The 14241-nt window shown below is 40.8% G+C and carries 12 protein-coding genes; 7 read left to right on the forward strand and 5 right to left on the reverse strand.

Annotated elements, in window-relative coordinates; all coding sequences use genetic code 11:
- The first annotated feature begins 63 nt into the window (after positions 1 to 63).
- Complete coding sequence (gene nagZ, locus SALWKB2_RS03455; RefSeq protein ID WP_025330294.1) at positions 64 to 1161, forward strand: beta-N-acetylhexosaminidase; 1098 nt, start codon at positions 64 to 66, stop codon at positions 1159 to 1161.
- A 65-nt stretch (positions 1162 to 1226) separates the two neighbouring features.
- On the opposite strand, the gene adhP is transcribed toward nagZ, so the two are convergent.
- Positions 1227 to 2240 carry an alcohol dehydrogenase AdhP gene (gene adhP, locus SALWKB2_RS03460; protein WP_025330295.1) on the reverse strand — a complete coding sequence of 338 codons (1014 nt, stop codon included), beginning with the start codon at positions 2238 to 2240 and terminating at the stop codon, positions 1227 to 1229.
- An 816-nt stretch (positions 2241 to 3056) separates the two neighbouring features.
- On the opposite strand from adhP, the gene truB reads away from it, so the two are divergent.
- Together truB and rpsO are read left to right on the forward strand one after the other, a co-directional pair.
- Positions 3057 to 3980 (forward strand): tRNA pseudouridine(55) synthase TruB, encoded by a 924-nt coding sequence (gene truB, locus SALWKB2_RS03465; RefSeq protein WP_025330296.1) that lies wholly within the window; start codon positions 3057 to 3059, stop codon positions 3978 to 3980.
- 87 nt (positions 3981 to 4067) lie between these two features.
- On the forward strand, positions 4068 to 4334 hold the full coding sequence (gene rpsO, locus SALWKB2_RS03470; RefSeq protein WP_025330297.1) for a 30S ribosomal protein S15: 267 nt from the start codon (positions 4068 to 4070) through the stop codon (positions 4332 to 4334).
- Between the two features lie 84 nt (positions 4335 to 4418).
- On the opposite strand, the gene SALWKB2_RS03475 is transcribed toward rpsO, so the two are convergent.
- A complete protein-coding gene (locus SALWKB2_RS03475) occupies positions 4419 to 4994 on the reverse strand; it encodes an acyl-CoA thioesterase (RefSeq protein ID WP_025330298.1) in 576 nt (191 codons plus the stop codon).
- 429 nt (positions 4995 to 5423) lie between these two features.
- On the opposite strand from SALWKB2_RS03475, the gene pnp reads away from it, so the two are divergent.
- Entirely contained in the window at positions 5424 to 7547 is a 2124-nt protein-coding gene (pnp, locus tag SALWKB2_RS03485) for a polyribonucleotide nucleotidyltransferase (protein WP_025330299.1), read from the forward strand.
- A gap of 144 nt (positions 7548 to 7691) precedes the next feature.
- Here the strand turns inward: pnp and SALWKB2_RS03490 are convergent, their stop codons facing one another.
- Entirely contained in the window at positions 7692 to 8732 is a 1041-nt protein-coding gene (locus SALWKB2_RS03490; RefSeq protein ID WP_051506404.1) for an alpha/beta hydrolase family protein, read from the reverse strand.
- Between the two features lie 657 nt (positions 8733 to 9389).
- Between SALWKB2_RS03490 and SALWKB2_RS03495 the strand changes: the two genes are divergently transcribed.
- On the forward strand, positions 9390 to 9806 hold the full coding sequence (locus SALWKB2_RS03495; protein ID WP_025330301.1) for a hypothetical protein: 417 nt from the start codon (positions 9390 to 9392) through the stop codon (positions 9804 to 9806).
- A gap of 242 nt (positions 9807 to 10048) precedes the next feature.
- Positions 10049 to 11452, forward strand: a complete 1404-nt coding sequence (mpl, locus tag SALWKB2_RS03500) for a UDP-N-acetylmuramate:L-alanyl-gamma-D-glutamyl-meso-diaminopimelate ligase (protein WP_025330302.1) — start codon at positions 10049 to 10051, stop codon at positions 11450 to 11452.
- A gap of 193 nt (positions 11453 to 11645) precedes the next feature.
- On the opposite strand, the gene SALWKB2_RS03505 is transcribed toward mpl, so the two are convergent.
- Positions 11646 to 11921: a hypothetical protein gene (locus SALWKB2_RS03505; protein WP_025330303.1), complete on the reverse strand. Its 276-nt coding sequence runs from the start codon at positions 11919 to 11921 to the stop codon at positions 11646 to 11648.
- 183 nt (positions 11922 to 12104) lie between these two features.
- Here SALWKB2_RS03505 and SALWKB2_RS03510 point away from each other — a divergent pair, with 183 nt between their 5' ends.
- Positions 12105 to 12782, forward strand: coding sequence for a S24 family peptidase (locus SALWKB2_RS03510; RefSeq protein WP_025330304.1), 678 nt, complete (start codon positions 12105 to 12107; stop codon positions 12780 to 12782).
- A 163-nt stretch (positions 12783 to 12945) separates the two neighbouring features.
- On the opposite strand, the gene clpX is transcribed toward SALWKB2_RS03510, so the two are convergent.
- On the reverse strand, positions 12946 to 14208 hold the full coding sequence (gene clpX, locus SALWKB2_RS03515; RefSeq protein WP_025330305.1) for an ATP-dependent Clp protease ATP-binding subunit ClpX: 1263 nt from the start codon (positions 14206 to 14208) through the stop codon (positions 12946 to 12948).
- Positions 14209 to 14241 lie beyond the last annotated feature (33 nt).

The following is a 14241-nucleotide window of genomic DNA, read 5'->3' on the forward strand; positions in this document are numbered from 1 at the left end:
TTAATGATGGAACACTTTCTGGTCAGACCACGCGATTCATTCAGAAAAATTTTGGAATAATTTATGTTGTCAGTACATCCCAAAGCATTAGCACGTGGTCCGGTTATGGCTGATGTGGCACAGTTCAGGTTAAGTGATACCGAACGTGAACGTTTATGTCATCCGGCCATTGGCGGTGTGATTCTGTTCCGGCGCAATTATCAGTCCCGTGCTCAGTTAACCGAGCTGGTTGCGGAAATTAAAGCATTAAGAACACCGGAGCTTATTGTCGCTGTTGATCATGAAGGCGGGCGGGTACAGCGCTTTATTCCCGAATTTACCCGATTGCCGGCCATGCGTACTCTGGGACAGTGCTGGGAGCAGCATGGTGCAGCAATGGCCGACAAAATGGCCGAAACGGTAGGCTGGGTACTGGCTACTGAATTACGTGCCTGTGGCATAGATTTATCATTTACGCCTGTTCTGGATTTGGACTGGGGTGAATGTGCTGTTATTGGTAATCGCAGTTTTCATCAGCAGCCGGCTGTAGTCAGCTCTCTGGCAGTAGCTTTGCAACGTGGTCTGGCTCGTGGTGGTATGGCTTGCTGTGGCAAACATTTTCCCGGGCATGGAGCTGTCAGTGGTGATAGCCATCTTACCTTACCGGAAGATAACCGCAGCTGGGAAGAATTATGGGCTGATGATATTCAGCCATTTAAAGATTTAATTCATAATGGTATGCCGGCACTCATGCCCGCACACGTGGTATATCCTAAAGTTGATCCGACAGAACCGGCAGGATTCTCCACTATCTGGCTGGGGGGTGTTTTACGCGATAAAATGCAGTTTGATGGAGTGATTTTCTCTGATGATTTAACTATGGAAGGAGCCAGCTGCGCCGGTGATATCCATGCACGTACAGCGCAGGCTTTTGGTGCCGGCTGTGATATCGCTCTGGTATGTAATAAACCAGACTGGGTAGATAACCTTCTGACCGATTTTGTCTGGCCGGATATCAGCCGGCTGGCACAGCGCTGGCAGATGATTGCCGGTAAGGGGAGTGCAACAGAATATGTTGCTACTATGCAGACACCTGAATTTCAGGCAGCTCAGCAACTGGTAGCCAGTCTGGCCTCTGCTCAGGACACTCTCAATGGTGTTCAGGTAGGCGAAGCCTGCTAATTATTTCTCCGGACAACAAAAAAGCCATAGTCAGACTATGGCTTTTTTAAACTGCCTAACAGATATCAGGCATTTTTAAAGTCGATTACCATACGACCAGTAAACTTACCGGCAGTCATTTCATCGAAAATATCATTGATATCTTCCAGAGGGCGCATAGTTACTTTTGGTACTACTTTACCTTCTGCACCAAACTGGAATGCTTCACGCAAATCTTCACGTGTACCTACCAGTGAACCTACCACTTCAATACCATCCAGAACCAGACGCGGAATATTCAGATCCATAGTGTCAACTGGCAAGGCTACAGCAACAATACGTCCGCCGGCACGAACAGAGGCTACGGCTGAATTGAAAGCAGATTTAGCTACAGCTGTAACCACAGCAGCGTAAGCACCACCTACTTTTTCCTGAATGATTTCTTCTACTTTTTCTTTAGCAGGGTTCAGAGTCATATCTGCACCCATTTCGCGTGCCAGCTCAAGTTGTTTTTCATTAACATCAATAGCAATTACTTTAGCATTAAACACGTTTTTGGCATACTGCAACGCCAGATTACCCAAACCGCCAAGGCCATAAATCGCAATCCACTGACCCGGCTGAATATGAGAAACTTTGATTGCCTTGTAGGTTGTCACACCGGCACAGGTAATACTGCTGGCTGCTTCAGAACTCAGTCCGTCTGGTACTTTAACTGCATAATCTGCTACAACGATACATTCTTCAGCCATACCACCGTCTACAGTATAGCCGGCATTTTTAACTTCACGGCAGAAGGTTTCGCGACCACTGTTGCAATATTCACAATGTCCGCAGCCTTCAAAGAACCAGGCAACACTGGCACGGTCACCCACTTTTAAAGAAGTAACATCTTCACCTACAGCAGTTACAACCCCAATACCTTCATGTCCCAGTGTTACACCAGTTACGTCGCCAAAATCCGCATTTTTTACATGCAAGTCGGTATGGCAAACGCCACAGCATTCCATTTTCAGCAATGCTTCATTGGCTTTCAACGGGCGTACAGCTTTATCTTGGATGGCAACTTTTTTGTCTTTTGTTACTACGGCTGCTTTCATAATGAACCCTTTTCATCAGTAAAGAAGAAGTGTTTAGTCTGTTAGTTTCTGTTCTCAGATAAACAGACCGGTACAACCAGAAAATCATTTACCGGATAAAATCAATACCGGTATAAATATAATCCTGAATAAAAATGACAGAAAATTATACAGAGGTGTAAATGTACCTCATATTACCGATTAAATGTCATTTAAAACAGGATTAAAATATTTATTTTCTACCAGTTATTCTGACAGATATATCAGTACAGTACCAGCACTGGTATATAAAATAATTGTAACTCTAAATAAAGCATCTGCGTAAGACTTAATTGCAGCAAAATACCATATATTTATAAGAAATTTTAATAAATTTCAATGATTCCTTTGTGCTATTGTCCTACTAATCAGATCTGCTCAGGTAAGAAAACATAAAATCTGCATAGAGGCATGCACACCTAAATTAAGACAATAAAACAGTATGCAAAATTAACTATCACATGGGTAAACATCGCTGGAAATCAAGAATAGTATGACTAACGGCATATACATCTGATCCATACACCTATCTGGGTTCGCAGATTCCACTGATAGTGAAATCTGGAAATTATGTCATCTGTGTGCATCCTGATAAGATGCTTTTATAGTCAGTTTTTAAGTTTGAAAATATAGATGTCCGAAGTTCTGTTATCGGCGGAGCTGGTAATTTTAAAAGCCAGTACTGGTTCTCAAGCCTGTTTCTAATCGAAAAAGCGACTAATCCTGAATAGGCCGGATAAAGCATGTTATGATGCGCTCGCCTAATGACCTTGAAACTGAAATTAGATAAACAACATCATGAATACCCAGACTAGCCGGCGCAAACGCGTTCTTAATGGTGTGCTGTTACTTGATAAAGACAGCGGAATGAGTAGTAACAGTGCTTTGCAGCGGGCGCGCTTTTTATATGGTGCGGCCAAAGCAGGGCATACCGGTGTACTGGATCCGCTGGCAACAGGTTTGTTACCCGTATGCTTTGGAGAAGCAACTAAATTTGCTCAGTATCTTCTGGATGCAGATAAAGCTTATATAGCGACTTTACAGCTGGGTGCGGCTACCAGCACAGGTGATGCTGAAGGTGAAATCGTTGCCACTGCCGATACAGTGATTACACTGGCGCAGGTACAGGCAGCCATTTCTGCTTTTAGTGGTGAAATTACTCAGACACCGCCTATGTATTCAGCTATTAAATATCAGGGTAAGCCATTATATGAATATGCCCGTGCGGGTATCACCATCGAACGTAAAAGCCGCCAGGTGACGATTTATCAGATAGATATTATTGAATTTACTTTCCCGCGGCTGGTCATCAGTGTGCGTTGCAGTAAGGGAACGTATATACGTACTCTGGCTGAAGATATGGCCAAACATATGGGAACTGTAGCGCATCTGACTGCATTACGCCGCACTGCTACTGCCGGCTTTACCATTGAACAGACTCATTCACTTGCAGCAATCAGTAATCTGGATGAGACAGCACGGGATAACTGGCTTTTACCTTGTGATGTACTCGTACAACATTTTCCGGCTGTCACTCTGAATGATAAAGATATTTTGCAGTTACAGCATGGTATAGCCGTGCATTCTGAGCAAAATTATGGCACAATGTGCCCCTTGCGTATTTATGCTGTGGATGGCCGCTTTATCGGGCTGGTGCAATATCAGGCTGCCAGCAGGCGTTTGAAAGTGCTGCGTCTGATGAATACGGCTTATATCAGTTAAATATGTATCCGGAGTTGGTATTTGTTAATGACATATATTAGCTTGGCCAACTTGTCTGCCGTAAGGCTTTTTTTAAGAGTAAATTACATGTTATCTGTTGAACAAAAAGCACAAATTATTAAAGATTATCAACGTGCCGAAGGGGACACTGGTTCTTCTGAAGTACAAATCGCGTTATTGACTTTCCGTATTAATGATCTGACTGGTCACTTTAAAGCTAACCCGAAAGACCATCACAGCCGTCGTGGTCTGTTGAAAATGGTTAGCTCCCGTCGTCGTTTGCTGGCGTACATCCGCCGCACTAAACCGGATACCTATCGCGAATTGATTGCACGTCTGGGTCTGCGTAAATAAGCATTCTCCATCTGAAAAAAAGCCGCCTTTTAAAAGAGGCGGCTTTTTTATACATCAAACTAAAACCATTCAGGCAATATTTGATTATCCTATTTCGTTATATAAATCCGGATTCAAACGCGCATTCTGTGTCTGACACCAGTCCAGATGATCCTTATTTAAATGAAAAGCTTTTGCCTGAAATTCTTTCAAAGCTTCCTGCTGTTCCATCTTACGAGTATATGAGCGTACAAAACGGCGTACTTCATTGGATGTTTCCAGAATCAGACCGGGTACAGACTGTGGCTTACCGGTGGCAGAATCAATGGCGACCATGGTGAAATAACTGGAATTACTATGACGAATTTCTCCGGTAACCAGATTTTCCGCTTCTACACGAATACCAATCATCATGGACGATTTACCTACATAATTGACCCGAGCTTTAATTGAGACCAAATCACCCACATAAATTGGCGTACGGAAATTAACAGTATTAATAGCTGCTGTTACCGTTACAGAACGTGAGTGTTTACAGGCGCATGCATACGCGGCCTGATCCATTAAAGCCAGAATACGTCCGCCAAAAATAGTGTTGTTTGCGTTGGTATCTTCCGGATGCATCACAACAGATAACAGTACATCACTGTCAGTTGGTTTTTTATATAAAAATTCAGACATTACTTTGTCCTCAATAATACAGGTACAGCCAGATCCGGTTGAACCAATATGGTAATTTACATTAGTAAAATCAATTCTAACATACAAGTAAATAGTTTTAATATTAATGATTTTGGGTAAAGAAAAAATATACGGCCAATAGAAATATTTTTATGGCAGATTGAAAAAGACCAAAAATGCATATCCTGAGCTTAACCAGCGTCGGGACAGTCATTGAGTTTGCGATAAGGTAAAAAATATATGTTAGAATTTGACCATAATACAAAATGTATTTATAGCCTGTTACAGGCTTGATTAAAACCTCATTAATAATCATTTTGCAAATCACGCCCGGCCAGAAACCCTACCTATGTATATGCCAGTTACGTGTACATTGTTAGGTTTTTTAGCAGGTGCGGTATCTGCAAAAAATTAGAATGGAAAAACAATATGTTTAATAAACACATTAAAACCTTTCAATACGGCAATCAGACAGTTACTTTGGAAACTGGTGAAATTGCCCGTCAGGCAGCCGGTGCAGTAAAAATTTCCATGGGCGATACTGTGGTACTGGTAGCCGTTACAGCTGCTAAAGAAGTCAAACCTGGTCAGGATTTCTTTCCGCTGACCGTAGACTATCTGGAACGCACCTATGCAGCCGGTAAAATTCCGGGCGGATTTTTTAAGCGGGAAGGCAAACAGAGTGAAAAAGAAATCCTTACCAGCCGCCTGATTGACCGTCCGATTCGTCCTTTATTTCCGGAAGGTTTCTACAACGATATTCAGATAGTTGCTATGGTAGTATCAGTTGATCCGGAAATTGATTCAGATATTCCGGCTATGCTAGGTGCTTCAGCTGCACTACTACTAACAGGTGTTCCTTTTGCCGGTCCGATTGGTGCAGCCCGTGTCGGCTATGTCAATGGTGAATATGTTCTTAATCCGACTAAAACTCAGCTGGCTCAGTCACAACTGGATTTAGTTGTTGCTGGTACAGAAAAAGCCGTATTGATGGTGGAATCTGAAGCAGATGTACTGTCTGAAGAAACCATGCTGGGTGCAGTAGTATTCGGTCATGAACAAATGCAGGCAGCCATCCGTGCCATCAATGAATTTGCTGATGAAGTTAATCCGGAAATGTGGGACTGGCAGGCTCCTGTTGCTGATGAAAGCCTGATTGCCAAAGTGCGCGAGCTGGCTGGTGCAACAATTGATGAAGCATTCAAAATCAAGCAAAAACAAGCCCGTACAGCAAAACTAGATGAAGCATGGTCTGCTGTTGAAGCGGCTTTGATTACCGAAGAAACTGATACATTACTGGCTAACCAGATTCGCGGTATTTTCAAAGATCTGGAAAAAGAAGTAGTTCGTGGTCAGATTCTGGAAGGTCAGCCGCGTATTGACGGCCGTGATACCCGCACTGTTCGACCTATTAATATCCGGACCGGCGTATTACCGCGTACACATGGTTCTGCCTTGTTTACCCGTGGTGAAACTCAGTCACTGGCTACAGCAACACTGGGCACTCAGCGTGATGAACAGATTATTGATGCTCTGAGTGGTGAATATACCGACCGCTTTATGCTGCATTACAATTTCCCACCATACTCAACCGGTGAAGTAGGCCGTATGGGTGCACCAAAACGCCGTGAAATCGGGCACGGCCGTCTGGCAAAACGCGCACTGCTGGCTGTATTGCCTGATGTTGAAGATTTCAGCTACACCATGCGTGTAGTATCTGAAATTACTGAATCCAATGGTTCTTCTTCCATGGCCAGCGTATGTGCCGGATGTCTGAGTCTGCTGAATGCTGGTGTTCCTCTGAAAAGTCATGTTGCCGGTATAGCCATGGGTTTAATTCTGGATGGCAATAAATTTGCTGTACTGACTGATATTCTGGGCGATGAAGACCACCTTGGTGATATGGACTTTAAAGTTGCCGGCACCACTACAGGTGTGACTGCTCTGCAAATGGATATCAAAATTCAGGGAATTACCAAGGAAATCATGCAGATTGCACTGGCTCAGGCGAAAGAAGCTCGTTTGAATATTCTCGGACAAATGCAGGAAGCAGTAAAAGGTCCGCAAGAATTATCTGCACATGCACCACGTTTATTTACCATGAAAATTCATCAGGACAAGATTCGTGATGTTATTGGTAAAGGTGGTGAAACTATCCGTGCATTAACCGCAGAAACCGGTACTGAAATTAATATTGCCGAAGATGGTACGATTACCATTGCTGCCAGCACCAGTGAAGCAGGAGAAGCGGCCAAACGCCGTATTGAGGAAATTACTGCTGAAGTAGAAGTGGGTAAAGTATACGAAGGCACAGTAATCAAGATTCTGGATAACAATGTTGGTGCTATCGTATCAGTTATGCCGGGTAAAGACGGCTTGGTACACATCAGCCAGATTTCACATGATCGTGTGAAAAATGTAAGCGATTACCTGCAAATTGGTCAGCAGGTTAAAGTAAAAGCACTGGAAATTGATGATCGCGGCCGTGTACGCCTGTCAATCAAAGCTTTGCTTGAAAAGGCACCGCAAGAACAAAAACCGGCTGAAAATTAATCATTAATATTGAGTATTCAAGACTGCCTTACATATAAGGCAGTCTTTTTTTGTAGCAAAATAGAAGTATTACATCATTTATAAGGGGTATAACCCATTATAAGAATAATAAGAAACTGCATCATTTAAAGCAGTTTTTTGAAATCAGTTTTTATAATTTGAAAATGTCTTAGATAAAAAATCAACAATGAGATGAGTAATTTCACGATGAATCTCACTTCTATTCCGGCTGCCGCCATCCTTACAAATAATTCCTTCTCCTTCTTTTTCTTGATTCAATATATCAATTGCATCAGATTTACAAATTTGGATAAAACTAAAATGCATTGCATCTGGAATAATAATATAAGTTGAGGAGGATTTTGGTAGAAATTCTTGTACATAACCCGATTCAAGTTGTGTATTTGTATCACCTATATCAACTCCTGCACCAATAATAAGAGATGGTATTTTGATTTTTTGTAAGCTTTCAATGGTAAACCCTCTTGTCAAACCAGCATCCAATGATACGAATGCTTTTATCCTGGGGTCTGACATATTCTTATTAAGCTCTGAATTTGCCAAACCAAGTTCAGATATCAAATGACAAGCTTTTAAATATGAATATTTATTACAATCTTTCTTAAAGGACTCTGTATCAAATCTGGCTCCGGAAAGTGCAATTACTGACCAACCACCAAGCGAATGGCCTATAGCGGAAATCTGATTTAAATTAATGATATTTGAGAATGTTTGATTTTCAGTCAGCGCATCAATAGTTTTACTTAAATCTTGCGGCCGTAACCATAGTTTGGCTGACTGCTCAGTATTCTGATCAAATCCAGTTGTCCCCGGATGATTAGGAGCTGCAACAATATATCCCTTTGCAGCTAATGCATGTGTAAGCCAGCTTAAACTTCGCCAGCTCCCACCGTAACCATGTGAAAGTAAAATTAATGGCGATTTAGTATTCTTCATTTCCGGTACTGCATCAGCAATAACTTCAGAACCTTCGAAAATAGCATTATCAGCTATAGTTATTGAATTTTGCTTATTATTAGTGACATACCAAACAGCAATATCTAATGGTCTTCCATCATGTATATCATAGTGAATTCGCTTAAAACCAATATGTTCTGAAGCGTTGGAGATAAGTGGAAAAAGTAAAATAAATGAATTGATAAAGCAAAAAAGTAATTTAATCATAGCATCCCTTTTTAATAAGGGAGTGTTGTTATAATAATTTCAAATAATATAATAAGGAATAAATCAAAGCCATTATCAAAGCAGTAATCAATGTTCAATATTCCGTTATATAAATCAAATTCAAATCCGGAAATGAATATAAAATTCAGCGTTTACTTGTTTTTTATGATAAAGATAATCAGCTTTTCAGAAAACCATTCCGATTAACATCATAACGGTGGAAACTTATCAGCATTTCAAAATAATCAGCGAGTTCAACAAGACAATACTGAATTTGATATGTCCTAGCAACTATGTCTATTATAGATATGAGGGCTATACTGCTGTTTGCAAACAGATATTGTCAGAGCAGTTTATGCAACGGAATCAAGGAAAATTGATTCAGTTATAATTTGCTGATTAAAAAATAGGCAGTTAAATTTAATTTATATATAACAAGGCTATAAATTACTTATCCACAGTTTATGTGCAACACCATCCCAATAATCACAGGAATAATGTGTATTTATTCATCTTATCGCATACACTGACAGATACGTGGATAAAAACTGGGAAAAACAATATCAGGTATTATGATTGTGGATAAACTAAAATATATTTATTATATTGACAGGATTAAAGAAATTTTGAATTTTTTAAAAATTACGGATATCTTATATGAGTAATGGTTTAAAGTTAGAAAATATCGAAGCATATTTTGAAGAGCATAAATTACCAAAATTCGACAGTTCATCAATATTGTATGGATCAATAGATGCAAAATTATGGCTAAAGATTGTAATAACTCAATTTTCTGGATTATTTATTAAACATCTGCTTATTTATTTTAATGCAGAAAAAATAATTCTGATTGGTTTAACCTTGAATACAAATATAACAGATGCAATTACTGTTATTCCTATGACAGAAGTTTCTGAACTAAGCTTCAAATCAGGCTTTATCAGAGGCAAGCTGACATTTAAATTTAAACAAAAGGAATATCTTATAAAAGTCCCGAACTTTATTCTTGTCGCGAAATGGCAAAAAAGAAATTTGAAAAATATCCTTCAGCGTTATATTATTAAATATTCATAAAAACACCAAATAATTATTTCTCAGTATTAGCAGATAATAATATATCTCATAATCAAATATTTATAATGATTCAATATAAACCCTTTTAAATTAATCATAATAGTCTGTTTTCTGTTTTTCAGTGTCTGTTTGTATTTTGAATTTAATTTCAGTGGTGATAGTGTATAGAAAATACAAAACATCCATGTAGTAAATATGAGGAAAGTCTATAATGCTGGTTTTCATCGCATAGAGACAGAGAAATGCAGCATATCCACATCATTGGTATCGGCGGAACATTTATGGGAGGAATTGCCGCTATAGCCAAACAGGCAGGCTATCAAGTAACTGGTTGTGATGCCAAAATGTATCCGCCCATGAGTACACAGCTGGCTGATTTGGGCATTGATGTGGTGGAAGGATTTGAAGCAGCACAGCTGGACAGATATCCCGCTGATGTCTATGTAATTGGTAATGTTGCCCGTCGCGGCATGCCAGTCATTGAGGCCATCCTTAATCGTAACTTACCTTATACTTCCGGCCCGCAATGGCTGGCTGAAAATATTCTTCAACAGCACTGGGTACTGGCAGTAGCCGGCACTCATGGTAAGACAACGACAGCCAGTATGCTGGCATGGGTGCTTGAAGATGCTGGTCTGGCTCCCGGATTTCTGATTGGCGGGGTGCCGCAAAATTTTGCTGTATCAGCGCGCCTGCCTCAGGTACCACCGGCTGAGCAATCTACATCTGAACCAGAGTGCAGTCCGTTTTTTGTCATCGAGGCAGATGAGTATGACACAGCTTTTTTTGATAAACGCAGTAAGTTTGTCCACTATCGTCCGCGTACGGCAATTCTGAACAATCTGGAATATGATCATGCGGATATTTTCCCCAATCTCGCAGCAATTCAGACTCAGTTTCATCATTTGATTCGTACAATTCCCAGTGAGGGGCTGATTGTCGTTAATGAACAATCTGCTGCACTGGACGAAGTTTTACAGCAAGGCTGCTGGTCAGAAGTAGAAGGTTTTGGTCTGAATAAGGATTGGCAGATTGGTGAAATTTCCTCAACCGGTGGCTTCGATGTCCTCTATCAGCAACAAAAGGTGGGACATATAGAGTGGAAACTACTGGGGCAGCATAACCGCATGAATGCACTGGCAGTAATTGCTGCGGCACGTCATGCAGGTATGTCGATCCGGCAATCATGTGCGGCATTATCTCGTTTTGAGAATGTTAAACGGCGCATGGAAGTCAAAGGTGTTGTTAACGATATTACGGTTTATGATGATTTTGCTCATCATCCGACAGCCATTGCTACAACTATTGCCGGCCTGCGTCAGAAAGTCGTTAATGCACGTATTCTGGCTGTGCTTGAACCACGCTCTAATACTATGAAGCTGGGTACCATGAAAGCTGCTTTACCTGCCAGTCTGGCGGAAGCTGATAAAGTATTCTGTTATGCCGGCGGGGTTGACTGGGATATTGCGGCTGCACTAAGTCCGTTACAGGATAAAGTAGCAGTTTTTCAGGATATGCAGTCATTGGTTGAAGCTATCACTGCACAGGCAGAGCAGGGGGATCATATTCTGATCATGAGTAATGGCGGCTTTGGTGGTATTCATCAGCAATTACTGACTCAGTTACAACACAAAGCAAATAATTAATTATTTTTGTACTGAATTCAAGGTAAAACAATAACCTCTGTTCAGATTTTCTAAAGGCCGGAGCTATCTGTTATTTCAGGTACTAAGGCTTTTATTTTATGTGCGTTTTAAAACACTGCATTATCAGGGTAAATATAAAAAATAATGAAATTACATGGTTGATAGTACAACAGAAGCAGAGCGATACAATATTTCAGGAAGCCTCATAAACCGTAGCTTTAGCCATTTCAGTATGATTCATTTTCCCGTATGCATTCTGCCAGCTTTGTGCAGCTTCACGCTGGTCACAGTTTTTGGCTACTTTAATCTGGGTTGGATTCATTTCAGTATAAGTTAAATTCGCCAGATGCTGGCAGTCCAGCGTTTGCGAAATCAATGCCGCAGGAGCTGTAGCACGAGCTGGCACTGAATGAAAATTGCCCAGCAACAATAATAAAGCCATTAACCCATATATTTTTAATAATTTCATAATCCATTCCTTATTTAGAAAAATCTAATAAATTATTTAATTTTTATTATATTAATTAGAAAAAAATAAATATTCAAGGAATTTATTTCTTAAATATTTAGTTACTTTTCATTTTTCTAAAAATGAAGTATAATAAAAACAAATTTATTGACGATATTTCTAAGAAATTGCCGGAATTTGTGCATGCAAACATTTAAAGACCGTCTGGCTTCACTGTGGCCGGGTGAGCGCCAGTCTAAAATTGCTACAGACATTGATATGACTATGGCCGGTTTCAGCCGTATCTGGCATGAAGGCGGGTTACCTAAAGCAGAAACCCTGAAACGTATCAAAGAATTAAAAGGTTGCAGTATTGACTGGCTGCTGACCGGAGAAGGGGAGCCCTTTCCTGAACAGCAAACTCAGGCAGCACATGATACGCTGGGTAATCCGGTGAATACTGAAGATTTTGTTTATGTACCGCGTTATGCAATTGAAGCAGCTGCCGGACATGGTAGTTTAGTTGCTAATGAAAAACCGATGTTTACCATGGCGTTTCGCAAGGATTGGATAAATTCAATGATTAGCCCTGAAGTTAGTGGCTTGTCAGTGATTTCGGTCAAAGGCGATTCAATGGAAGGTGTACTCAATGACGGGGATACCATTCTGGTACAGCAAATGAATCATATACGCCGTGATGGTTTGTATGTACTGCGTATTAACGATAATCTGCTGGTTAAGCGTTTACAGCTGATGCCGGGTAATGTAGTGAATGTTATTTCTGCTAATGAAGCCTATCCGAGTTTTGAAATCCGGCTGGATAGTGAAAGTGATGATGTACAAATCATCGGTAAAGTATTGTGGTTTGGCCGTTATCTGTAATGTTCTGATAATAAAATTTCATACTGAAGAGCCAGTTTGATAATCCGGGTATTACTGCAGACACATTATTAACCGGTTAACTCATTTATTCTGGACATGAAAAACCGTCTGAATTCCAAAATTCAGACGGTTTTTTTATGCACGTAAAATTCAGCTTATGGTTTTAGCCTTTATAAGCACTGCCATCAGCCAGTAACCATTCAGGTTCAGCACCTTTATCAATTACATCCTGATTAACAACCACTTTTTTTACATCGTTTAAATCCGGCAAAGCATACATAGTATTGAGCAACGCTTTTTCTACAATTGAGCGTAGGCCGCGGGCACCAGTTTTGCGCGCCATGGCCAGCTTGGCAATTGCCCGTAATGCAGAGGGTTGTACTTGTAGCTCCACACCTTCCATCGCAAACAGAGCCTGAAACTGCTTAATTAATGCATTTTTAGGTTCGGTAAGGATATTAATCAGTGCATCTTCATCCAGCTCAGTGAGCGTTGCAATAACTGGCAGACGGCCGATCAGCTCGGGAATCAAACCGAATTTAATCAGGTCTTCCGGTTCTACCGTCTGAAATAGTTCGCTTACATTGGTATTTTCGTCTTTGCTGTGTACCGCAGCACCAAAGCCGATACCACCCTTTTCAGTACGCTGACGGATAACTTTTTCCAGTCCGGCAAATGCACCACCACAGATAAACAGAATATTAGTAGTGTCTACATTAATAAATTCCTGATTAGGATGTTTGCGTCCACCCTGTGGCGGCACAGATGCAACAGTTCCTTCTATCAGTTTAAGTAAAGCCTGCTGAACACCCTCACCGGAAACGTCGCGGGTGATAGAGGGATTATCACTTTTGCGGGAGATTTTATCGATTTCATCGATGTATACAATGCCTTTTTGTGCTTTTTGTACATCAAAATCGCATTTCCCCAATAATTTAGTGATAATCTGTTCCACATCCTCACCAACATAGCCGGCTTCGGTAAGTGTGGTGGCATCAGCCATCACAAACGGAACATCCAGTTTGCGCGCTAGAGTCTGAGCGAGCAGAGTTTTACCGGAACCGGTAGGTCCAATCAGCAGAATATTGGATTTAGACAGCTCTACCTGACCTTCTTCCTTACCCAGACGCAAGCGTTTGTAATGATTATATACCGCTACAGCCAGTGATTTTTTTGCTGTTTCCTGTCCGATTACATACTGGTCAAGATTAGCAACAATCTCTGCCGGAGTAGGCAGTTTTTCCTGTCCGTCTCCGTCAGCTGCCGGCATGCCATTCTCTGTAGAAGAAGCACCCGGATTATGTAGCATTTCATTGCATGTATCCACGCACTCATTACAGATTAATGCGTTTTCACCTTCAATTAAATTTTTAACTTCGTTTTCAGGTTTACCGCAAAACGAACAATAACGAATTTCTTTACTCATAAACAGGATTTCATCAAGAAAATAGAGCTTATA

The sequence above is a fragment of the Snodgrassella alvi wkB2 genome, assembly GCF_000600005.1.
Lineage (GTDB): Bacteria > Pseudomonadota > Gammaproteobacteria > Burkholderiales > Neisseriaceae > Snodgrassella > Snodgrassella alvi.